This window comes from Streptomyces vastus (assembly GCF_039532825.1).
In the GTDB taxonomy this organism is placed as follows: Bacteria; Actinomycetota; Actinomycetes; order Streptomycetales; family Streptomycetaceae; genus Streptomyces; species Streptomyces vastus.
In genome coordinates this window covers 66,967-86,832 of the sequence record NZ_BAAASJ010000003.1, presented here as the reverse complement: position 1 = coordinate 86,832, position 19,866 = coordinate 66,967, and the positions used below count along the sequence as shown (strand labels likewise).

Here is a 19,866-nt window from a genome sequence, read left to right as displayed (position 1 = left end):
TGGGGCTGTCCCGACGATCGCCCACCTGGCGGAAACACCACATCCGCCCACGGCCTCCTGATCGCGCGCATTCTGGATAAGTCTTGAGTTACGACGTATTCGTGTGCCGATTTATGAACGGTCAATCGGTGCCCCTGGACCGGAGTGCGATGAACGCGGCTCTCGATCCCTATGTGACGGCACGGGACCCGGAACACGGCTTCCTCCAGCTCACGGCAGGCGACGGAGGGCAGGCAGACGTCTACACCAGCACCGACACCAACATCACGGTCAGTCATTTCAGTGTGGGCGAGATCATGGACGTCATCGCGGACCTGCTGCAGAGGCTGGGAGCCGTGCTTGTCCTTCCTGGCGGAACCGTCGTCCTGCAACGCGAGGAAGACCGTGAGCACCTGTCACAGGACCTCAAGGACGGATGGACCCATGTTGTCGCGTCGACCGCCGAGGAGATCGCGGAGGCGATTCGGGTGTCATGAGCTGGTGGCCGGGGATAGTGGTGGCCCTATGCGATGTAGCGGCGGAAGCCTTGTGCTGTGGCTTTGAAGCCGCACGCTTCGTAGAAGGTGTGGACGTATTCGTCATCCGCTGCGAGCAGCTGCGCCTTGTAGCAGTCCGCCGACTCACCCAGCTGCACGGCCGCCTCCATCAACCGGCGTCCGACGCCACGCCGTTGGAAGGAGTCGGCTACCACGACGTTCTCCACGAACAGGATGGCCCGCCCGCCGCGGGTGAGGTTCGGCATGACGATGCAATCCGCCGTTCCGGCCACGCTGCCATCAACGTCGGCGACCAGGATGGTCCGTCCCTGCTGCTTCGATATCGCTGTCCAGATGGCATCTGCAGACGCCCGGGGCAGCGGAGTGTCGTCCGGGTTCAACTCGCTGTAGAGGGCCAGCAGTGCTGAGAGGTCGCCCTCGGATGCCGACCGCACGGTGATCTTCATGCGCCGAGCCTAGAACGAGCACAACAGCCCACGTGGCACCAAGAGTTCATGGCTGTCCGTCGCTGCGGAGCGTGAACCAGACCGTCTTGCCGATGCCGCCGGTTCGCGGTTCCGAGCCCCAGTCGTCCGCCAGTGTCGCCACCAGGGGGAGGCCCCGGCCGGACTCGTCGTCCGGGGTCGCCTCGTGGAGCGTCGGGAGGGTGTCGTTCGCGTCCGTCACGGATACGCAGAAGTGGCCGGCGTTCAGGGTGCAGCGGGTCCAGATCTCGCGGCCTGGGGAGACCTTTGCGTGGCGGTATGCGTTTGTCATCAGCTCGCTGAGGAGGAGTACGGCTGTTTCCGTCAGCTCGTCCGGGAGCTTCCAGGTTGTGGCCTGGTCGCGGAGGAGGGTGCGGGCCCGGCCGACGCTGCGGGCGTGGCGGGGCAGGTGCCATTCGACGTCTTGGATGTCCTCGATGGCTTCGGCGTCGTCGCGGTCCTTGGGCATGTGTGTGCCGTTCCTTGCGTGTGGTTCTCCGTCATTCGCTGTGATCAGGCTGGTGGTTGGTGCGCAGTCTCGGGGAGTGTCGGTGTGGGTACACAGCGTGGCTGTACACGGTGTGGTGGTGGGAGGCGGGTGGGTGCGTGGCTTCCGGGGAGTCGCAGCAGGCGCAGCAGAACTGGCGGTACTGCGGTGGGCAGATCAAGTTGTGGAGGGAGGAGGCGGGGGTCAGTCGGCAGGAGCTGGCGGGGGAGGCCGGGTACGACTATGAGTACGTCAAGTCGATGGAGTGCGGGAGGCGTAGGCCGACGCTGAGGTTGTTGCAGGTTGCGGATCAACTGTGCGGGGCGCGCGGCAAGTTGGTTGCCGCACACGAGTTTCTGAAGCCGGAGCCGTTTCCTCAGCGGACCCAGCAGTACGTGCTGGTGGAGGCCGAGGCGATCACGGTGCAGTGGTACGAGCCCATGTTGATTCCCGGCCTGCTGCAGACCCCGGAGTACGCGAGAGCGCTGATCAGCAGCAACTGTCCACCTCTGGACGAGGAGACGGTGGATGAGCGGGTCACGGCGCGACTCAAACGGCAGGAAAAGCTGACCAGCAAGCCGCCGACGTACTTCAGCTTTGTGATCCACGAGGCCGCGCTGCGTTCGGTGGTCGGTAACCGGGATGCGATGCGCAGGCAGTGCGATCACTTGCTGGACGCCGGGAAGCAGCGGCACTTGTCTGTCCAGGTGCTGCCCTTCGCAACTGCTCCCACGGCGGCGCTCAGTGGCCCGATGGTGCTCGTGGAAACCGCCGATCACGAGCGCTACGCCTTTGTGGACGGCCAGTCGACAGGGGCCCTGTACTCCGACGGCGACAAGCTCAGTACGCTCACGCAGCGCTATGGCATGATCCGGATGCAGGCCCTTAGCGTTGAGGAGTCTGCCCAGTTCATCAGGAAGGTGGCGGAGGAGCTATGAGCGGCGAACTGTCATGGTTCAAGTCCAGCTACAGCGACTCCGAAGGCAGCGCCTGCCTCGAAGTTGCCTATAACTGGCGGAAGTCCAGCTACAGCAGCAGTGGGGGCGGTGAATGCCTCGAAGTAGCCGCCTGCCCTCACACCATCCACATCCGCGACTCAAAGCTCGGCACTCGAAGCCCCCGCTTCACCATCCCCTCCGCTGCCTGGACCGCCTTCGTCACGTACGCCTCCCGCGAGGCCTGAGTCCCGGCCCTCGAGACCCAAGGCTGTGGCCCGCACCTCGGTGCGGGCCACAGCCTTGTGCGCGGCGGAGATTGACATCTAACATTTCAATTGTGGACGCCATAGGGCCCGTACCCCGCACCCTGCTCAGGGACCGGGCATACGAAGCGATCAGGGACGCCATCGTGGCCGGAGACATCGAACCGGGCGCGGCGGTGCGCGACGCCGATCTCGCCGAGCGGCTCGGGCTGTCCAGGGCGCCCGTGCGTGCAGCCTTCTCGCGGCTCGTCGACGAGGGGCTGCTGGAGAGCAAGCCGCAGAGCTATACGCGGGTGACCCCGGTCGTGGCCTCCGACGTGCGGGACGCGGCGGCCGTCGTCGGGGCCATGCACGAGCTGGCCGCGCGGACCGCCGTGCCCCGGCTGTTCGCCGCGGACGTCGAGATGATGCGTTCGGCCAACGAGCGGTTCGCGGCTGCTGTCCGCACCGGCGACGTGGACACCGCCCTGCGAGCCGACGACGAACTGCACGACGTGCTCGTACGCGTCAGCGGCAACCGCGCGGCCGCCGCCACCATCGCCCGCTACACCCCGCTCATCCGCCGGCTGGAGCGACGGCGCTTCGGTGAGGGCGGCAACTGCCGTTCGGCCGGGCTGCACGAGCAGCTCATCGAGGCCTGCGCGGCCGGTGACGTGGACGAGGCGGTCCGTGTCACCGCGGAGATCTGGCGAGGGCTCGAAGGCCTCGCCGACGGCGACTGATCCTGGGAGGATCCATGTCCCTTTCCTCGTACGAGCGTTACCCCCTCCTCTTCGGGCCCTCGCCCGTGCACCCGCTGGAGCGACTGACCAAGCACCTCGGTGGCGCCGCCCTCTGGGCCAAGCGCGAAGACTGCAACTCCGGTATCGCGTACGGCGGGAACAAGACCCGCAAGCTGGAGTACCTCGTCGCCGACGCGCTCGCCCAGGGATGCGACACGCTTGTCTCCATCGGTGGCGTGCAGTCCAACCACACCCGGCAGGTCGCGGCCGTCGCCGCCCGTGCCGGGCTCAAGTGCGTGCTCGTGCAGGAGAGTTGGGTGGAGTGGCCCGACGCCGTGTACGACAAGGTCGGCAACATCCTGATCAGCCGGCTCGCGGGCGCGGATGTGCGGCTGGTGCGGGCCGGGTTCGGGATCGGGTTCAAGGAGAGCTGGGAGCAGGCGCTCAGGGAGGTCGAGGAGGGCGGCGGGAAGCCGTACGCCATCCCCGCCGGTGCCTCCGACCATCCCCTCGGTGGTCTCGGGTTCGCCGGGTGGGCGTACGAAGTCGCCGAACAGGAACGCCAGTTGGGGGTCTTCTTCGACACCGTGATCGTGTGCTCCGTGACCGGCTCCACGCAGGCGGGCATGGTCGCCGGGCTCGCGGCCCTGGAGGAGGCGGGAGGGCGGCCCCGGCGCGTCATCGGCATCGACGCGTCGGCCGCGCCCGCCCGCACCCGTGCGCAGATCGTGCGGATCGCTCATGGCACGGGGCAACTCATCGGCGTAAAGAGGGAGTTGGACGAGTCGGACGTCGAGCTGGACGAGCGGTATCACGCGGGTACGTACGGCATTCCCGACGAGGCCACGCTGGAGGCGATGCGGCTCGCCGCGCGGACCGAGGGGATGGTGACGGATCCGGTGTACGAGGGGAAGTCGATGGCCGGGCTCGTCGATCTCGTGTCGCGGGGAGAGATCGGGCGGGAGTCCACGGTGCTGTACGCCCACCTCGGCGGGCAGCCCGCGCTGAACGCGTACAGCGCGCTGTTCTAGACGGGCCGGGCGGCGGACCTGGCGACGATCTCGTTCACCTCGGGTCAGGCGGCTGGTTCCAGGCGGACACAGCACCGGCCGGGGGCGGGCGCCAGGAGTGCCTCGAGCCCTCCCTCGCCCAGTCCCTGAAGGACGCCGCGGAGCAGGTGGAGATTCATGCCGCACACCGTGTCAGTGTGCTCTCGCGCCAGCGCGTGGAAGGGGCAGTTGCCGAGCACGACGGCATCACCGTCGTCTCTCGGCTCGAATCCGTACCGCTCCAGCAACTCGGTCACAGCCGCGCGGCTCCGCTCGGTCACACCCGCGGGGCTCTGCCCGGCCAGTTGCCTGCCGAGATCCTGGGCTTTGCGGTGGAGGACGGTCCGCACCGGTTCGCCGGTCGTCGCGGACTCCTCCACCGCCTGGGCGAGCAGCCGCCCGGCCAGTTCGTAGTGCCGCTCCGGCAGGCTGACGCTGACCTGCTTCGTCGAGCGCCGGTAGAGCTTGGCCGGCCTGCCCGCACCCGGTCCTGAGCGTCCGCTGCGGCGCTCGTACACCACGTCGAGCAGTGATTCTTCGGCCAGGCGGTCCAGATGGAACGCCGCGGTCTGCCGCGCCAGGCCGAGGGCCGCGGCCGCCTCGTCGCGGCTGACCGGTCCCGGCCGGCGTACGACATGGTCGTACAGCCTCCGGCGAGTCGGCTCCCCCAGGGCGGCGATGGCGGAGACGTCGGTGTCGGGTGCTTCTGCTTCCTTCGGGTCATCCACGAGCACCAGTGTAAAACCAACAGGCATTGACTAAAGAGGCATGGCGCGCTTCTATTGACAGTGAAAGTGGTCAATAGAAGGAGGACGTCATGGCGTCCGCAACCACGAACCCCCCGCCCGCCACCTCCGGGCGAGCCGCGCTCACCGACCCCGGGTACCAGGCGTTCGTCATCCTGCGCACCGGATTCACCGTGGCGCCGATTCTGTTCGGTCTGGACAAGTTCACCAACCTGCTCGTCGACTGGCCCACCTACCTCGCCCCGTGGATCAACGACGTCGTCCCGGGCAGCGCCCAGCAGGCCATGTATGCCGTCGGTGTCATCGAGATCGTGGCGGGCCTCGCCGTCGCCCTCGCCCCGCGCTTCGGGGGCTGGCTGGTGGCCGCATGGCTCACCGGCATCATCATCAACCTGCTGACCATCCCCGATTACTACGACATCGCGCTGCGCGACTTCGGGCTTCTGCTCGGCGCGGTCGCCCTCGCCAGGCTCGCCCAGCGCTACCACGGGAAGCGGCGGGCACGCTGAAAGCCTGACGCGCGGCGAGGCGCCCCTCGAAGGGGGCGGCCTCGGGCGCGTGCGGACTTACAGGGCTGCGGACTTACAGCGACTGTGCCGCCGGCTTCACCATGCCCCGTACCGTGCGGGACTTGACGAAGTTGCCCATGGCCGTCATGTCCCACTCGCCGGAGAACTGCTTGATCAGCTTGGCCATCATGACGCCGGTCTGGGCCTCGGCGTTGGTGAGGTCGAAGCGGACCAGTTCCTCGCCTGTGGCGGCGTCCAGGAGGCGGCAGTAGGCCTTGGCGACCTCGGTGAACTTCTGGCCGGAGAAGGAGTTCACGGTGAAGACCAAGCCGGTGACCTCCTGGGGGAGGCGGCCGAGGTCGACCGTGATGACCTCGTCGTCTCCGCCGCCCTCGCCTGTGAGGTTGTCGCCGGAGTGCCTGATCGCGCCGTTCACGATCTGGAGCTTGCCGAAGTAGCAGCTGTCGATGTGGTTGCGCTGCGGGCCGTACGCGATGACCGACGCGTCCAGGTCGATGTCCTTGCCGCGGTACGCCGGCTCCCAGCCGAGGCCCATCTTGACCTGGGAGAGGAGCGGGGCGCCGCCCTTGACCAGGGAGACGGTCTGGTTCTTCTGCAGGCTTACGCGGCCCTTGTCGAGGTTGATCTTTCCGGCGCCGGCGCCGGGGGCGGGCGCGGGCGGGGCCGCCGGGGGTGCGGCCGGGGGCTGCATCGCCGGGGCCGGCGGGGCGACCGGGGGCTGCATGGCAGGAGCGGGCGGGGCTACGGGCGTCTGGACGGGGGCCGGGGCCGGAGCCGGTTCCTCCACCGTGACGCCGAAGTCCGTGGCGATGCCCGCCAGGCCGTTCGCGTACCCCTGGCCGACCGCTCGGGCCTTCCAGGCGCCGTTGCGGAGATAGACCTCCACGATCACCAGTGCCGTCTCCGCGCCCAGCTGTGGGGGTGTGAACGTGGCCAGTACGGAGTTGTCGTCCGCGCTGCGAATCGTCGCGGTGGGTTCGATGCCCTGGAAGGTCTGGCCCGCCGCGTCCGGGCTCGCCGTGACGACGATCTTTTCGATGCCCGGGGGCACGGAGGCCGTGTCGACCACGATCGCGTCCGGGGCCGTGCCGCCGCCCGAGCGGTACGTCACGCCGGGGCCGGTCGGCTGGTTGTAGAAGATGAAATCGTCGTCGGAGCGCACCTTGCCGTCGGCGGTGAGCAGCAGGCCCGATACGTCGAGCCGCACCGGGGCGGTGACGTCCACCGTCACGCGGGCGACGGGGAGAGGGATGTTCGAGCCGGGGGTCATAGCTGTCATGTGGGGGGTAACGAGCGGGCCCGCTTTACCGTTCCCTTACCTGCCGCCCAATTGGGTCAGCGGCGGTTGCGGGGGTGATTGCGGGCCGTGCGTTCGTTGCCGTGCTTGTAGTTGCCGGTCCAGCGGGCCATGGCAAGTTGTGGATCGCTTGATTCCACTTCTGTGAGGAACTCGTCGGCGCGAGGGCCGCGGAGGGTGGTCGCGGGGCGGCCGTGGTGCGTGATCCGTACGGTGCCGTCTGGGTGGGCTTCGTATTGGAAGCCGTGAGGGCTGGGCATGGCTCGGATGCTACGGCTCGGCGCCGGGCCGGCCCAGTGGATTTCGCCCCCGCCGCCCCTACCCGTCCCATCCCGGGGCCGACCCCAGGCCCCGCTGAGGGCTGCGCCCCCAGACCCCCTTCGGGGCTCCGCCCCGGACCCCGTTTCGGGGGCCAGCCCCCGGACCCCCGCTCCTCAAACGCCGGAGGGGCTGATTTTCAGCCCGTCCGGCGTTTGAGGACGAGGCCGTTCAGGCCGATGCGGGGGTCTGGGGGCACAGCCCCCAGCGGGGTCCAGAGGCGGAGCCCCTTGGTATGGGACGGGTAGGGGCGGCGGGGGCGAGCAAAACCCCTACGGCACCACCACGATCTTCCTGCCCACCCCCGACGAGAACTGCTCCAGCGCCTCGGGATAGCGGTCCAACGAGATGCGGTCGCTGATGAACACGTCCGGGTCCAGGACACCCGTCGCGAACAGTTCCGCCGCGCGTTCGAAGCTGTGGAGGACCGCCATGGAGCCGGTGATCGTGATCTCTTGGTTGTAGATGCGGTACGGGTCGATCGTCACGCGGGTCGCGTAGTCGGCGACTCCGAACTGGAGGAACGTACCCGCCTTGGCCACCCGGTCCAGGCCGTCCTGGATCGCCGCCGCGTTGCCCGTGGCGTCGATGACCAGGTCCCAGCCCTGGGGGCGGTCCAGTTCGTCGGGGGTCGCGGCCGACGCCGTGACGCCGAGCTGCTCGGCCGTCGCCAGGCGGGCCGGATTGAGGTCCACCACGTCCACACTCGCCGCACCCGTCCGCTTGGCGAGCTCCAGCATCATCAGGCCCATCGTTCCGGAGCCGTAGATCAGGACATGGGCGCCGAGGCGGGAGTTCAGGACGTCGTAGCCGCGTACCGCGCAGGAGAGGGGTTCGACCAGGGCCGCGTCCTGGGTGCGTACGTGCTCGGGGAGCTTGACGCAGTTGGCCACGGGGGCGACGGCGTACTGGGCCGCGCCGCCGGCCGTCGTCACGCCTATCGCCGCCCAGCGCTCGCAGAGGTTGTTGTGGCCCGTACGGCAGAAGCGGCACTCGTAGCAGTACAGGGACGGGTCCACCGCCACTCGGTCGCCCACCGACAGTTCCGTGACCTGGGTGCCCACCCCGACCACCTCGCCCGCGAACTCGTGCCCCGGCACGATCGGCAGCTTGGGCGCGAACTCGCCCTGCAGGATGTGCAGATCGGTGCCGCACAGGCCGCACGCGGCGACCTCGACGACGACCTCGCGGGGCCCTGGCGTCGGGTCCGGGACCTCGGCGACGACGGCGCGGCCCACGGACTCGATGACGGCGGCCTTCATTTCACGGCTCCCAAGGACAGGCCCTGGACCAGTTTGTCCTGGGCGGCGAACCCCGCGGCGAGCACCGGCAGGGAGATGACGAGCGAAGCGGCGCACACCTTCGCCAGGAACAGGCCCTGACTGGTGATGAAGCCGGTGAGGAAGACGGGGGCTGTTTCGGCTACGACGCCCGTCAGCACCCTCGCGAACAGCAGCTCGTTCCAGCTGAAGATGAAGCAGATCAGGGCCGTGGCCGCGATGCCCGGGAGAGCGATGGGGGCCACCACGCGGGTCAGGATCGTGGGCAGCCTCGCGCCGTCGATCTGCGCCGCCTCGATGATCGCCACGGGGACCTCGGCGAGGAACGACTGCATCATCCACACCGCGATCGGCAGGTTCATCGACGTGTAGAGGATGACCAGGAGCCAGATGTTGTCCAGCAGGCCGGTGTTCTTCGCGAACAGGTAGATCGGCAGGAGGCCCGCCACCACCGGCAGCATTTTCGTGGAGAGGAAGAAGAACAGGACGTCCGTCCACTTCTTCACCGGGCGGATGGAGAGTGCGTACGCCGCCGGGAGGGCCAGCACGAGGACGAAGAGCGTCGAAGCCAGCGACGCCACCGTCGAGTTGATGAGCGAGGGCCAGGGGCTCGCGCCGCCGCCCGCGCCGAAGAACTCGCGGTAGCCGTCGAGCGTGAGGGCGGCTGCGAAGGACGGGGGATTGGTGGCGGCGTCCTCCTCGGAGTGGAAGGACGTCAGGGCCATCCACGCGATGGGCAGGAAGAACAGCAGACCGAGCAGCCAGGCCAGCAGACCTAGGCCGGCTCCCCGGGTGCGGCGGGGACGCAGTCGGATCGCGGTGGCGCTCATGCGCGGGACACCTCCTCACGGAACAGGGACGAGACCACGCGCAGTGCGAAGGTCGCGATGATGATCGAGCCGATGACGACGAGGACGCCGGCCGCGGAGGCGAGGCCGTTCTCGTGGGCCTGGTAGAAGCTCTGGTAGACGGTGTACGGGAGGTTGGCGGTGCCCAGGCCGCCGGACGTGATCGTGAAGACCGCGTCGAAGTTCTGGACGATGTAGATCGATCCCAGGAGGGCGCCGAGTTCGAGGTAGCGGCGCAGGTGGGGGAGTGTCAGGTAGCGGAAGACCTGCCAGTCGTTCGCGCCGTCCACCTTCGCCGCCTCGATCTGCTGGTGGTCGCGGCTCTGCAGGCCCGCCAGCAGGATCAGCATCATGAAGGGCGTCCACTGCCAGATCAGTGAGGCCTCGATGGCAAGCAGCGGGTTGTCGGAGATCCAGTCCGGCTGAGGGCCGCCCACATAGTGCAGCAGGCCGTTGAACAGGCCGTACTCCGGGTTGTAGAGCACGTGCTTCCACAAGAGGGCCGCGGCCACCGGGACCACCAGGAAGGGCGCGATCAGGAGCGTACGGACGATGCCGCGGCCCCGGAATCTACGGTCCAGGAGGAGGGCCAGGACCAGGCCGATGACGAGGCTGGCCAGGACCACGGCCGCGGTCAGCAGGATTGTCGTGAAGACCGACTTCCGCAGGTCCGCGTCGGTCAGCACCTCGGAGTAGTTCGCGAGGCCCGCGAACTCGCGGGCGTCCGGGTAGAGCGAGTTCCAGTCGAAGAAGGAGATCACCAGCGTGGCCACGAACGGGAGCTGGGTCACGGCGATCAGGAAGATCAGGGCGGGCAGGAGCGGGGCCCTGGTCGCCCAGGCGCGAAGTCGGCCCGAGGGGGGCTTCGTCGTGTGTACGGGTGTGGCGGCTACCGGAGCTGTCGTCGTGGCGGTCATCGTCCCTCGTACTCCTCGGAGATCTCCTCGGCGAGTGCTTGCGCTTTGTCCAGGGCCGACTCGACCGACTGGCGCCCGGCGATGGCCGCACTGATCTCCTGCGAGACCTTGGTGCCGAGGTCGGTGAACTCGGGGATGCCGACGAACTGAATGCCGGGGGCAGGGCGCGGCTGCACTCCGGGGTCGTTGGGCCGGGCGCCCTCGATGGCTGCCTTCGTCGTCTCCTGGAAGGCGGCTGCCTCCTTGCGGTACGCGGCGTTCGTGTACGTCGACGCCCGCTTGCCGGCCGGTACGTTCGACCAGCCGATCTCGTCGCCGACCAGCTGCTCGTACTCCTTGCTGGACGCCCAGGAGACGAACTTCCAGGCCTTGTCCGGGTTCCGGGACGCGTCCTGGATGCCCCAGGCCCAGGTGTAGAGCCAGCCGGAGGACTTCGTCTTCTCGACCGGCGCCGGTACGTAGCCGACCTTGCCCTTGACCGGGGAGTTGGCCGACTCCAGGGAGCCGGCGGCCGATGTGGCGTCGTACCACATGGAGACCTTGCCCTGGGTCATGTTGTTGAGGCACTCGGCGAAGCCGGACTGGGCGGCGCCGGACTCACCGTGCTTGCGGACCAGGTCCACGTAGAACTTCGTAGCCTTTTCGAACTCGGGAGAGTTCAGCTGCGCCTTCCAGTTCTTGTCGAACCAGGTGCCGCCGAAGGTGTTCACGACCGTGGTGAGGGGGGCCATGATCTCGCCCCAGCCCGGCAGTCCGCGCAGACATATGCCCTTCATACCCGGCTCGGCGCCGTCGGCCTTGGCGGCGAGATCCGCCACCTGCGTCCAGGTCGGGTGCGCGGGCATCGTCAGGCCCTTCTTGGCGAAGACGTCCTTGCGGTACATCAGGAAGGACGACTCGCCGTAGAAGGGCTGTCCGTAGAGCTTGCCGTCCTCGGCGGTGAGGGACTGCCGCATCGGCTTGAGGACGTCCTGCTCGTCGTACGCGCTGTCCTTGGCGACGTACGAGTTCATCTCGTGCAGCCAGCCGTTCTTGGCGTAGATCGGTATCTCGTAGTTGCTGAGGGTGGCGACGTCGTACTGGCCGGCCTGGTTGGCGAAGTCCTGGCTGATCTTGTCGCGGACGTCGTTCTCCGGCAGCACGGTGAAGTTCACCTTGATGCCGGTCTCCTTGGTGAAGTGGGCGGCGGTGAGCTTCTGCAGCTCCACCATCTGCGGGTTGTTGACCATGAGGACGTTGATGGAGTTGCCGCCGGAACCGGCTCCGCCCGCTCCGGTCCAGCAGCCGGAGAGCAGCGGGGCGAGCAGCGTCCCTGCGGCGGTCGCGGCCAGTAGCGCGCGCGGCCTCCGTCGGCTCTGGGTTCGCATGGATCGCTCCTGGATATTTGGTGCAAATGGGATGACTCTGGGGAGTGCGTTGCCGTGAGGGGGTTGATTTGTTTTTTGGACTGAGTCGGTTGGGTTTTCGGACTCGTGGTCAGACTCGGATGACCTGGGGGCCCTGCAGGGAGTAGCGGTGTGCCTCGGACGCGGGGAGGAGGGTGCTGGTGACGATCGACTCCAGCGCGCTGATCTCCGCGAAGCGGCAGAAGCTGACCGCGCCGAACTTGGTGTGCACGCCGGCGAACACGGTCCGGCGGGCGGCCCGGATCGCCTGCGACTTGACCTCGCTGACGGCCGGGTCGGGGGTGGTGAGGCCGTGTTCGCGGGAGATGCCGTTGGCGCCGATGAACGCCAGGTCGATGACGAAACCGGCGAGCATCTTCGTGGTCCAGTGGTCGACGGTCGCCAGCGTGCCGTGCCGTACCCGGCCGCCGAGCAGCAGGACCGAGATGTTCTCGGACTCGGCGAGGGAGCCCGCGGCCGGCAGGGACGCGGTGACCACGGTCAGCGGCCGGTCCCGGGGCAGTGACTCGGCGATGAGCTGCGGGGTGAAGCCCTCGTCGACGAAGACCGTCTCGGCGTCCCCGAGCAGCTCGGCCGCGGCGGTCGCGATCCGGCGCTTCTCGGGTACGTGGCTGGTGGCGCGGAAGGCGAGGGTCGTCTCGAATCCGGCGCTCTCCACGGGATAGGCACCGCCGTGCGTGCGGCGTACCAGGCCGTGGTCCTCCAGGGCGCGCAGGTCACGCCGTACGGTCTCCTTGGCGACGCCGAGCTCGGCGGCCAGCGCGTTCACATCGACCGAACCCGTGCGGCGGGCGGCCAGGACGATTTCCCGCTGGCGTTCTTCCGCGGTCATGGCCGACACCTGCCTTCCCTTGCTTGCTGCCCGTTCGGGCCCTGTCGACCCATGGGGGAAGTTCTACAGCGGGTATGCGGCGCTGACCAGGTCTGTTCGCTGCCCGATGCTGCCCGTGTCCGACCGTTTTCCTCTGCCGGTGTCCGCTCCGGACCTGGGAAGAAGCGGAACGTGCCGTGAGTTCGGGCAGCATCCGTGCCCGAAATACCGAACGGGCGGGCCCGTTCGGTGCCCGCCCGCCCTGTGTAGGCGTTTTTTCGCCGCGCCGTGTCGCGTCAGTACGGCCAGATCGGCGGCTTGGTCACGAAGTGCCCGCCCAGGTAGTCGTGGTCCGGGTTCTCCGGGTCCAGCTCGCCCTGCTCGGCGATGAGCTTCTCGGCGTACTGCTCCGAGTCGTCCTGCGGCTCGTAACCCAGTGCCCGCGCCGTCGAGAGGTCCCACCACAGGCGGGTGTTCGCGGACGAGCCGTAGACGACCGTGTGCTTGACGTCCTCGGCGGTGAGGGCCGCGTGGAAGAGGCGGGCGCCGTCGCCGGGACTCATCCACACCGACAGCATGCGCACGCTGGTGGGCTCCAGGAAGCACGAGCCGATCCGTACGGAGACCGTCTCCATGCCGTGCTTGTCCCAGTAGAACTGCGCCATGTCCTCGCCGAACGACTTCGACAGCCCGTAGAAGGTGTCCGGACGGTGCGGTGTGTCGATGGGGATCAGCGTGCTCGGGGCGTGAGGTGCCTCGCCCAGCGGGCGGGGGGTGAAGCCGACGGCGTGGTTGGAGGAGGCGAAGACGATGCGCCGGACACCCTCCTCGCGGGCGGCCTCGTAGAGGTTGTACGTGCCCTCGATGTTCGCCTTGAGGATCTTGTCGAAGGAGGATTCCAGGGAGATGCCCGCGAGGTGGATGACCGCGTCTACGCCCCGCACCGCCTCGCGCAGGGCCTCCTTGTCGCCGAGGTCCGCGGTGATCGCGTCCGGCTCGCCCTCGATGGGGCGCAGGTCGAGGAGCCGCAACTCGTACCCGTACGCGGGCAGCAGTCCCCGCATCAGGGTGCCGAGGCCGCCGGCGGCGCCGGTGAGCAGAACGGTGCGGGGAGCGGGCATCCTCGGGTCTCCTTGAATCAGCAGCCGTCATCGTGTACGGCATTCACATCTGTGGACAAACTATGGATCGCCGTCCGGCCGCGTCAAGTGTCGCGCGGGGGCGGGAATTCCGCACCGTGATTGCTCGTATGTCGCTCCTGTCTTGCGACTGTCTTGCCACTCCGCCCGCTTGACCACCCCCGAAGAGGCGCTCTAGCGTGTATGTGTTCAGAAATATGGACGTGGATCAGAAACGTGGATCGGAAAAACGTGCACGGTCGGCGTGTGCGTGCATGCCTAGGGAGAGCCCGTGACGTCAGCGCCCTTTGCCGCTCGCCTCAATATCCCGAGCGGGCCGCTGTTCTTCCCCGTCACCGCGTACGGCCCCGACGGTGCCGTCGACCTCGACGTGTACCGCGCGCATGTCCGGCGGGGTGTCGAGGCCGGGGCCGCCGCCGTCTTCGCCTGCTGCGGGACCGGGGAGTTCCACGCGCTCACCCCCGAGGAGTTCCAGGACTGCGTACGCGCGGCCGTCGAGGAGGCGGCCGGGCGCGTGCCGGTGATCGCGGGCGCCGGGTACGGGACCGCGCTCGCCGTCCGGTACGCAAAGCTCGCCGAGGAGGCCGGGGCGGACGGGCTGCTCGCCATGCCGCCGTATCTCGTCGTCGCCGGGCAGGAAGGGCTGCTGCGGCACTACACCGAGCTGGCCCGCGCCACCTCCCTCGAGGTCATCGTCTACCAGCGCGACAACGCCGTGTTCACGCCCGAAACGGTCGTCTCGCTGGCCCGTACCGAGGGCATCATCGGCTTCAAGGACGGGGTCGGCGACCTCGATCTGATGCAGCGCATCGTGAGCGCGGTACGCGCCGAAGTCCCGGGCGAATTCCTGTACTTCAACGGCCTGCCGACCGCCGAGCTCACCGGCCTCGCCTACCGCGGCATCGGCATCACGCTGTACTCCTCCGCCGTCTTCTGCTTCGCCCCCGAGCTCGCCCTCGCGTTCCACAAGGCGCTGAACACCGGAGACGACGCCACGGCGAACCGCCTGCTCGACGGCTTCTACCGTCCTTTCGTCGAACTGCGCGCCCAGGGCCGCGGATACGCTGTCTCACTCGTCAAGGCGGGGGTACGGCTGCGGGGTCTCGACGTGGGCGAGGTGCGACCGCCGCTGCACGAGCCGAGCGACGACCACGTCAAGCAGCTCGCCCAGCTGATCGAGCGGGGCGAGGCGCTTCTCCAGGAGTTTACCGACCGCAGGTAGTCCTGCCCGTGATGTCCGTCTGGGACTGTGACCAGCACGTCCCAGGCTTGTTTACCGACCGTGTCCGGGCGTCTGTCATGTTCTGGAGTCGGTACGGAGGACGAGTGGCACGGCACGTGGTGGTCGGGGACCTGAGGGTCCAGCAGATCGAGCGGAAGGACGGGCGGCGGTCGTGGACGATCGTGTGGCCCGAGGGGACGGTGCACACGGAGGCGGACCGGTTCCTGCGTCTGCATGATGGTTCGGGAACGCAGAGGACGTACGCGTATCTGCTGGTGGACCATCTGCGGTGGCTGGAGCGAGAGTGCCTGACGTTCACCGAGGTCCAACTGCGGGACTTGGAACGGTACATGGGCATCCTCGGTGCCGAGGTCCGCATGCCGCTCGGTGAGCCGTGGCGGGTCGGCAAGCGCCCCTACGGCCACTCTGCCCTGTCGACCGCGGCGGCTTGCCTGAAGGGCTTCTACCCGCATCAGTCCTCCCTCGGTATCAACGGCGAACTCGGCAAGAAGCTCGATAAGTCGCGGCTGCCGTCGCGGGTGGACCGGCGCCGTTCGTTCCTCGGGCATGTGAAGTCGTCGCTGCCCACCAACCCGCTGGCGCCGAAGGGGCCGCACCGCCGGCATCCGAAGATGCTTCCGGACGGCGCTCGGGAGAGACTGCTGGAGACGGTGAACGCCGCCCGGGACCGGCTGGTGGTCACCTGGCTCGCCGACGGCGGGCTTCGCATCGGCGAGCTCTGCGGACTGCACCTGGTCGACCTGCACCTGCGGGAGAACGCGGCCTGCGGCGAGTGCCGCGCCCCTCACCTGCACGTCTGCCACCGGTCCGGTAATCCGAACCGGGCCGAGGCCAAGACTAAGCACCCCTGGCGGGTCGAGCACGGCATCGTGACCGGCGGGCTGATCAAAACGGGTCAGCCCCGCGATGGTGCACACCTACTTCGAGTACGTCACCACCGAGTACCCGCGCGGCGTCGGGCACGGCATGCTCCTGGTCCAGCTGCACGGCGCCGATACCGGACAGCCATGGGCGGTCGGGGCCAGGCGGATGCTCGGCCGGGCCGGGAAACGCGCTGGCCTGGGGCTGGTGAAACCCCATGCCTTCCGGCACTCGTTCACGTCCGCGGTTCTCGACGCCGCCAACGGCAACACGCTGATCGCCCGCGATGCCGGCGGCTGGGCGTCGGCGGCGATGGTGGATGAGGTCTACGGCCACGTGGATGTCCACGACCCGGTCTTCGACGCCGCCCTGCGCACGGTCTGGGGTGAGACGAAGTGACGGCGCCGTCGCTGCTGCCGCAGCAGGATGCCCGCACGCGACGGGACCGGCTGGAGGTGCTCAGCGCGCTGATCAACGGGCCCGAGTTCGACCCGGCGCTGCGCGGCGGGGTGCTGAAGATCCCGCCGACGCACCCGGTCTATCCGTGGAACTGCACGGTCGTCGACTGCGCGCGGCCCCGCTGGCGGCGCTATGCGATGTGCTCGGTGCACGCCGGGCAGTGGCAGGAGGCGGAGGCGCGCGGCATGAACCGGGCTCAGTTCCTGCGGGCCGCGGAGCCGCTGCCGGCCACGGAGATGCCGGAGGCGATGATGTGCCGGATCTGCCCGCAGCGTCCGGCGTTCAGCCTGCAGTTGGTGCTGTGTTTCCGGCACCGCAACCGGTGGCTGGGCCACCTGAAGCGGCACCCCGGCGGGGGTGAGGCGGAGTTCGAGCGGTGGCTGGCCGACCAGCCGTCGCTGCCGGGCTATGGGGAGTGCCGCGCGGACGTGTGCGACGAACTGGCCGCTTCGCCGCTGGGGTTGTGCGGTGCGCACGAGCGCGGCTATATCCGGGCCGCGCGGCCGGGCGGGGCGAGGCTGCCGAAGAACTTCTTCGCGACCTACGAGCGCCGTGATCGCCCTGTCCCGGTGACCTGCGAGGACGACGTCGCCTTCCGTGCCTGGTGCCGCGCACAGCTGCCGGTGCACCGCACCGGAACGGTCAACCTGCGCGGGCCTGCGGCCCCTGCTGCGGGCGGAGTTGCAGTGGGGCATGCATGTCCACTTGCCTGCAGCCCGTCGCCGTGTGGCGCCTGACGTGGGTGCAGTCGCTCGCGGACGAGTGCCAGCGCCGCGACGTGGACTCCCTGGCCGGCCTGGAGGCGTCCGTCTTCCGCCGCGCCTACCACCAGCGCATGGTCCAGGAGATGCAACAGGCCCTGCGGAAGGTCTACTTCACCCCCTCCGACACCCGGGACGCCGGCTACATCGAGACCGAGCTTCACGTGCCGTTGACGGAGTCCCGCTCATGGCGGACAGAGGGTACGAGGGCGCTCCGGCCGGCATCCGCGTGCCGCACAACGAACCCGCAGGCCGTTGAACCCGCCGATGGCCAAGCGCAGTTCAATAAGGTCATCGGCGCGATCCGGGTCCTGCCCGAGGAATCCAACACCGACGTCAAGATGCACTTCGTACGACATCGTACCGTCGCTCTCAGCCTGTTTCATTACGAGAGGGACCGTCAGGGATAACCCGTCACACACAGCATCCAGATGTTGCTGTCAGGCCGCTGCTGTCGATCATGGCTGGTTCACTCTCCCTTTCCCTGCGTTGGCAGCAAAACCTGCGGCGCCGACAGTCGAACTGGCTTACGGTTACTTCCCGTTGCGGAGCTTGGCAGGGACCTGCCCATTGGCTCCTGTCTCACGGAAGGATCACATGCGCAGCCTCAGACATACGCTCACAATCTTGCTGACCGCGATGGCCTTAGCGCTGCTGGGGACCTCAGCCGCGCAGGCGGCGCCCCACTCCGACGCGATGACGGTCGACGCCTACGTAACGGACGCTCCGACGCAGTCCCCTGGCACCATCTTCAAACGGTTGAAGGCTGGCGAAACTCCCGAGGCTGTGGGGTTGACGCAGCGGCACAGGGCGATCAAGAGCGACGCCGTCCGCAGGATCGGTCCGGCGTCCCTGCGAGGGGATGTGCCCAATGCCAGTGCAGGGGAAGCCGGGGCGTCCGGCGTCCGGTTGAGCCCCACCGTGACGGACGTGCCGAAGAGGACGATGACGCTCGCGGAATGCAAGGCGCATACCGCATCTGACGCAAGCATGTGGATCGCGTCCCGCTTCGCGATGTGCGAATCTAAGTGGTTTGCTGCCAACTGGCACCAAAACGGGAAAGTGGTTGGCTTCTCGCAGATGACGGTCAGCGCCATCGCGACGGTGTCAGCCAACTCGCGTGACATCAAGTTCGACTACTACTTCTCGGACTTCTACGCAGCAGGCATCAACGCGATCGACGCAACGCTCGTGGGCACCTCGGTGAACCACCCCACGGTTCCCGACGGTGTGACGCTGGGCCAAGGTGGCCTCAATCCGACTCCGACGACGGTGGCTCAACTCAAGGCGAACCCGCATTTCATGATATCGACCAACGCCGCGCCCGGTCAGGGCCTCGCACCCGACGACGGCATATGGGCGGTCTGGAACATGAAGTTCGTGCCCGAGTGGCCGCCCGGCTGGGTGGAGACCAACCCGCTGGCTGAGTGGAAATTCTCCTCGTTCGGGCTGCGCTGGGACAATTCTCCCTACCTTCCCAACTACAAGCCCACGGACGTGCTGCACACCGGGGGCGCCGCACTGAGCTACGACGTCTCCCCGTTGCGGTACAGCACCGCCAGCACTGCTCCGGAGCGTGCGGTGGCCTCCCATATCAAGACGGCTTTCACGCAGCCACAGAACACCCTGCCGACCAATCCCTCGAAGCACGTGGCGGGCCAGAGCGCCAGAGACCCACTGCACCGGCTGCAGAAAAGCATCAACCAGACGAACCTGAACAGATACAATGCAAACCGGCGTGAGGCCGTGAAGGTGTGCACAGCCGTAGACCCCAACTACGCGTCGAAGGGGCTGGAGTGCGACGAGTACCCGTTCGCCTCAACCTATGAAGGATCGGCCCAATCCATCTACGAGCCGAGCAAACCCAAGAAGAACTTTTCGGCGCTGGCCATCAACGGTACCGAGAACACTGCGGGTGGCACTCAGCTCGCAACGTACTACGCCAACAACAGGATCATCGACGGCCCGAACGACGAGTTCTATGTGGTGATCATCCCCTGACGCCAGTCGTCTGTTCCCGGCCGGCTTCGGCCGGGAACAGCACCGGCCTCGCTAGAATTCCCACTCAAGGTATCCGTCAGCGGTGAACACCGCAGCGCACCCGTTGAGCGTCAAATGGGGATCAATGTCGCATGCGGTGCCTTGAGTAACTCCGGTCTCCAGTGCACGCGCCACATCGGCCCACATGTCGGCCACGCTGGGCCAGGTGGGCGTGCCGAAGTAGCCGTCGACCTTGCTCCAGGTCAGAACGCTCCCGCGCAGCTCACCGGGCCTGTTGTCCACCACCAGCAGGTCCCCCGTCGTGTCGTCCCCAATGGGCACCAGGAGTGGATGAAACTCCTGGCAAGCCTCCCCGGCATGGGCTGTGGCAGCTGCCCCGTTGACTGGGGTCTGCGGGGCGGCGAGCTTGCGCTGCCACAGCATCTGCATGCGCTGGAGGCCGACAGGGATGTACAAGGGGGGCAGTAAAACGCCCGTGATCGGGTTCGGCTCCACCCCGTCGAAAAGCAACAACTGATCCCTCACCGCATCGGGGAACGTCTGCCCCATTACGGACTGAGCCTCGGATATGTCGTTCATGGTCGCCGATGGCCGGACAGTACGTGCTGTCGAGGGGGCATGCGCGTCCAGAGCCGCTCGGACACGTGCCCAGGCATCGGTGAGTGTTGTCGTCATGGTGTCATCTTGCTACCTGGCGATGATCGAGTACGCCATTGGCGCGAAGTGATCACGTATCGTCACTTCAACCATGTGGTCCACTGCATGACAGTCCGAAAAACCATCGTGGGACGTCACACCCACCCCACGCATCCTGCCCTCCAATAAGCAT

At 67.7% G+C, this 19,866-nt stretch carries 23 protein-coding genes; 11 read left to right on the top strand and 12 right to left on the bottom strand.

Annotated features, from left to right (window positions below):
* Window positions 1–149: 149 nt before the first annotated feature.
* Window positions 150–476 (top strand): hypothetical protein, encoded by a 327-nt coding sequence (locus ABD357_RS01675; RefSeq protein WP_344386954.1) that lies wholly within the window; start codon window positions 150–152, stop codon window positions 474–476.
* A 26-nt stretch (window positions 477–502) separates the two neighbouring features.
* Here the strand turns inward: ABD357_RS01675 and ABD357_RS01670 are convergent, their stop codons facing one another.
* Together ABD357_RS01670 and ABD357_RS01665 are read right to left on the bottom strand one after the other, a co-directional pair.
* Entirely contained in the window at window positions 503–943 is a 441-nt protein-coding gene (locus ABD357_RS01670; protein WP_344386953.1) for a GNAT family N-acetyltransferase, read from the bottom strand.
* Between the two features lie 46 nt (window positions 944–989).
* Window positions 990–1,430 carry an ATP-binding protein gene (locus tag ABD357_RS01665; RefSeq protein WP_344386952.1) on the bottom strand — a complete coding sequence of 147 codons (441 nt, stop codon included), beginning with the start codon at window positions 1,428–1,430 and terminating at the stop codon, window positions 990–992.
* Between the two features lie 137 nt (window positions 1,431–1,567).
* On the opposite strand from ABD357_RS01665, the gene ABD357_RS01660 reads away from it, so the two are divergent.
* The 4 genes from ABD357_RS01660 to ABD357_RS01645 all read left to right on the top strand — a co-directional run bounded on the left by ABD357_RS01660 (window position 1,568) and on the right by ABD357_RS01645 (window position 4,402).
* A complete protein-coding gene (locus ABD357_RS01660) occupies window positions 1,568–2,386 on the top strand; it encodes a helix-turn-helix domain-containing protein (RefSeq protein WP_344386951.1) in 819 nt (272 codons plus the stop codon).
* A complete protein-coding gene (locus tag ABD357_RS01655; protein WP_344386950.1) occupies window positions 2,383–2,631 on the top strand; it encodes a DUF397 domain-containing protein in 249 nt (82 codons plus the stop codon). The genes ABD357_RS01660 and ABD357_RS01655 overlap by 4 nt, the downstream gene beginning before the upstream one ends.
* A 92-nt stretch (window positions 2,632–2,723) precedes the next feature.
* Window positions 2,724–3,371 carry a GntR family transcriptional regulator gene (locus ABD357_RS01650; protein ID WP_344386949.1) on the top strand — a complete coding sequence of 216 codons (648 nt, stop codon included), beginning with the start codon at window positions 2,724–2,726 and terminating at the stop codon, window positions 3,369–3,371.
* 14 nt (window positions 3,372–3,385) lie between these two features.
* Window positions 3,386–4,402, top strand: coding sequence for a 1-aminocyclopropane-1-carboxylate deaminase (locus tag ABD357_RS01645; RefSeq protein ID WP_344386948.1), 1,017 nt, complete (start codon window positions 3,386–3,388; stop codon window positions 4,400–4,402).
* Between the two features lie 44 nt (window positions 4,403–4,446).
* Here ABD357_RS01645 and ABD357_RS01640 read toward each other — a convergent pair whose 3' ends face one another.
* Window positions 4,447–5,154, bottom strand: a complete 708-nt coding sequence (locus ABD357_RS01640; protein ID WP_344386947.1) for a helix-turn-helix transcriptional regulator — start codon at window positions 5,152–5,154, stop codon at window positions 4,447–4,449.
* A gap of 83 nt (window positions 5,155–5,237) precedes the next feature.
* Here ABD357_RS01640 and ABD357_RS01635 point away from each other — a divergent pair, with 83 nt between their 5' ends.
* Entirely contained in the window at window positions 5,238–5,675 is a 438-nt protein-coding gene (locus ABD357_RS01635) for a hypothetical protein (RefSeq protein WP_344386946.1), read from the top strand.
* Window positions 5,676–5,748: 73 nt separating this feature from the next.
* On the opposite strand, the gene ABD357_RS01630 is transcribed toward ABD357_RS01635, so the two are convergent.
* The 8 genes from ABD357_RS01630 to ABD357_RS01595 form a co-directional block, all read right to left on the bottom strand.
* Window positions 5,749–6,966 carry a TerD family protein gene (locus ABD357_RS01630; RefSeq protein ID WP_344387037.1) on the bottom strand — a complete coding sequence of 406 codons (1,218 nt, stop codon included), beginning with the start codon at window positions 6,964–6,966 and terminating at the stop codon, window positions 5,749–5,751.
* 65 nt (window positions 6,967–7,031) lie between these two features.
* The gene (locus ABD357_RS01625; RefSeq protein WP_344386945.1) at window positions 7,032–7,253 is read right to left on the bottom strand and encodes a hypothetical protein; all 222 of its coding nucleotides are present in this window, start codon (window positions 7,251–7,253) and stop codon (window positions 7,032–7,034) included.
* A gap of 330 nt (window positions 7,254–7,583) precedes the next feature.
* A complete protein-coding gene (locus ABD357_RS01620; RefSeq protein WP_344386943.1) occupies window positions 7,584–8,573 on the bottom strand; it encodes a zinc-dependent alcohol dehydrogenase family protein in 990 nt (329 codons plus the stop codon).
* On the bottom strand, window positions 8,570–9,421 hold the full coding sequence (locus ABD357_RS01615; RefSeq protein ID WP_344386942.1) for a carbohydrate ABC transporter permease: 852 nt from the start codon (window positions 9,419–9,421) through the stop codon (window positions 8,570–8,572). The genes ABD357_RS01620 and ABD357_RS01615 overlap by 4 nt, the downstream gene beginning before the upstream one ends.
* Window positions 9,418–10,356, bottom strand: coding sequence for a carbohydrate ABC transporter permease (locus ABD357_RS01610; protein WP_344386941.1), 939 nt, complete (start codon window positions 10,354–10,356; stop codon window positions 9,418–9,420). The genes ABD357_RS01615 and ABD357_RS01610 overlap by 4 nt, the downstream gene beginning before the upstream one ends.
* Window positions 10,353–11,723, bottom strand: coding sequence for an ABC transporter substrate-binding protein (locus ABD357_RS01605; protein WP_344386939.1), 1,371 nt, complete (start codon window positions 11,721–11,723; stop codon window positions 10,353–10,355). The genes ABD357_RS01610 and ABD357_RS01605 overlap by 4 nt, the downstream gene beginning before the upstream one ends.
* A 109-nt stretch (window positions 11,724–11,832) precedes the next feature.
* On the bottom strand, window positions 11,833–12,594 hold the full coding sequence (locus tag ABD357_RS01600) for a DeoR/GlpR family DNA-binding transcription regulator (RefSeq protein ID WP_344386938.1): 762 nt from the start codon (window positions 12,592–12,594) through the stop codon (window positions 11,833–11,835).
* 275 nt (window positions 12,595–12,869) lie between these two features.
* Entirely contained in the window at window positions 12,870–13,694 is an 825-nt protein-coding gene (locus ABD357_RS01595; RefSeq protein WP_344386937.1) for an NAD-dependent epimerase/dehydratase family protein, read from the bottom strand.
* A 289-nt stretch (window positions 13,695–13,983) separates the two neighbouring features.
* Here ABD357_RS01595 and ABD357_RS01590 point away from each other — a divergent pair, with 289 nt between their 5' ends.
* The 5 genes from ABD357_RS01590 (at window position 13,984) to ABD357_RS01570 (ending at window position 19,037) form a co-directional block, all read left to right on the top strand.
* The gene (locus tag ABD357_RS01590; protein WP_344386936.1) at window positions 13,984–14,934 is read left to right on the top strand and encodes a 5-dehydro-4-deoxyglucarate dehydratase; all 951 of its coding nucleotides are present in this window, start codon (window positions 13,984–13,986) and stop codon (window positions 14,932–14,934) included.
* Between the two features lie 927 nt (window positions 14,935–15,861).
* Window positions 15,862–16,215, top strand: a complete 354-nt coding sequence (locus ABD357_RS01585) for a site-specific integrase (protein WP_344386934.1) — start codon at window positions 15,862–15,864, stop codon at window positions 16,213–16,215.
* A complete protein-coding gene (locus tag ABD357_RS01580; protein ID WP_344386933.1) occupies window positions 16,212–17,012 on the top strand; it encodes a hypothetical protein in 801 nt (266 codons plus the stop codon). The genes ABD357_RS01585 and ABD357_RS01580 overlap by 4 nt, the downstream gene beginning before the upstream one ends.
* Window positions 16,973–17,446 carry a hypothetical protein gene (locus tag ABD357_RS01575; protein WP_344386932.1) on the top strand — a complete coding sequence of 158 codons (474 nt, stop codon included), beginning with the start codon at window positions 16,973–16,975 and terminating at the stop codon, window positions 17,444–17,446. The genes ABD357_RS01580 and ABD357_RS01575 overlap by 40 nt, the downstream gene beginning before the upstream one ends.
* Before the next feature lie 217 nt (window positions 17,447–17,663).
* Window positions 17,664–19,037, top strand: coding sequence for a NucA/NucB deoxyribonuclease domain-containing protein (locus ABD357_RS01570; protein WP_344386930.1), 1,374 nt, complete (start codon window positions 17,664–17,666; stop codon window positions 19,035–19,037).
* 51 nt (window positions 19,038–19,088) lie between these two features.
* Here the strand turns inward: ABD357_RS01570 and ABD357_RS01565 are convergent, their stop codons facing one another.
* On the bottom strand, window positions 19,089–19,712 hold the full coding sequence (locus ABD357_RS01565; protein ID WP_344386929.1) for an SMI1/KNR4 family protein: 624 nt from the start codon (window positions 19,710–19,712) through the stop codon (window positions 19,089–19,091).
* Between the last annotated feature and the right edge of the window lie 154 nt (window positions 19,713–19,866).

Excerpts from the sequence above, each read along its gene's own strand:
- ABD357_RS01675 (WP_344386954.1), top strand. The coding sequence starts at position 150 with ATGAACGCGGCTCTCGATCCCTATGTGACGGCACGGGACCCGGAACAC.
- ABD357_RS01670 (WP_344386953.1), bottom strand. The coding sequence starts at position 943 with ATGAAGATCACCGTGCGGTCGGCATCCGAGGGCGACCTCTCAGCACTG.
- ABD357_RS01665 (WP_344386952.1), bottom strand. The coding sequence starts at position 1,430 with ATGCCCAAGGACCGCGACGACGCCGAAGCCATCGAGGACATCCAAGAC.
- ABD357_RS01655 (WP_344386950.1), top strand. The coding sequence starts at position 2,383 with ATGAGCGGCGAACTGTCATGGTTCAAGTCCAGCTACAGCGACTCCGAA.
- ABD357_RS01645 (WP_344386948.1), top strand. The coding sequence starts at position 3,386 with ATGTCCCTTTCCTCGTACGAGCGTTACCCCCTCCTCTTCGGGCCCTCG.
- ABD357_RS01635 (WP_344386946.1), top strand. The coding sequence starts at position 5,238 with ATGGCGTCCGCAACCACGAACCCCCCGCCCGCCACCTCCGGGCGAGCC.
- ABD357_RS01630 (WP_344387037.1), bottom strand. The coding sequence starts at position 6,966 with ATGACCCCCGGCTCGAACATCCCTCTCCCCGTCGCCCGCGTGACGGTG.
- ABD357_RS01625 (WP_344386945.1), bottom strand. The coding sequence starts at position 7,253 with ATGCCCAGCCCTCACGGCTTCCAATACGAAGCCCACCCAGACGGCACC.
- ABD357_RS01620 (WP_344386943.1), bottom strand. The coding sequence starts at position 8,573 with ATGAAGGCCGCCGTCATCGAGTCCGTGGGCCGCGCCGTCGTCGCCGAG.
- ABD357_RS01615 (WP_344386942.1), bottom strand. The coding sequence starts at position 9,421 with ATGAGCGCCACCGCGATCCGACTGCGTCCCCGCCGCACCCGGGGAGCC.
- ABD357_RS01610 (WP_344386941.1), bottom strand. The coding sequence starts at position 10,356 with ATGACCGCCACGACGACAGCTCCGGTAGCCGCCACACCCGTACACACG.
- ABD357_RS01605 (WP_344386939.1), bottom strand. The coding sequence starts at position 11,723 with ATGCGAACCCAGAGCCGACGGAGGCCGCGCGCGCTACTGGCCGCGACC.
- ABD357_RS01600 (WP_344386938.1), bottom strand. The coding sequence starts at position 12,594 with ATGACCGCGGAAGAACGCCAGCGGGAAATCGTCCTGGCCGCCCGCCGC.
- ABD357_RS01595 (WP_344386937.1), bottom strand. The coding sequence starts at position 13,694 with ATGCCCGCTCCCCGCACCGTTCTGCTCACCGGCGCCGCCGGCGGCCTC.
- ABD357_RS01585 (WP_344386934.1), top strand. The coding sequence starts at position 15,862 with ATGGTGCACACCTACTTCGAGTACGTCACCACCGAGTACCCGCGCGGC.
- ABD357_RS01575 (WP_344386932.1), top strand. The coding sequence starts at position 16,973 with ATGTCCACTTGCCTGCAGCCCGTCGCCGTGTGGCGCCTGACGTGGGTG.
- ABD357_RS01565 (WP_344386929.1), bottom strand. The coding sequence starts at position 19,712 with ATGACGACAACACTCACCGATGCCTGGGCACGTGTCCGAGCGGCTCTG.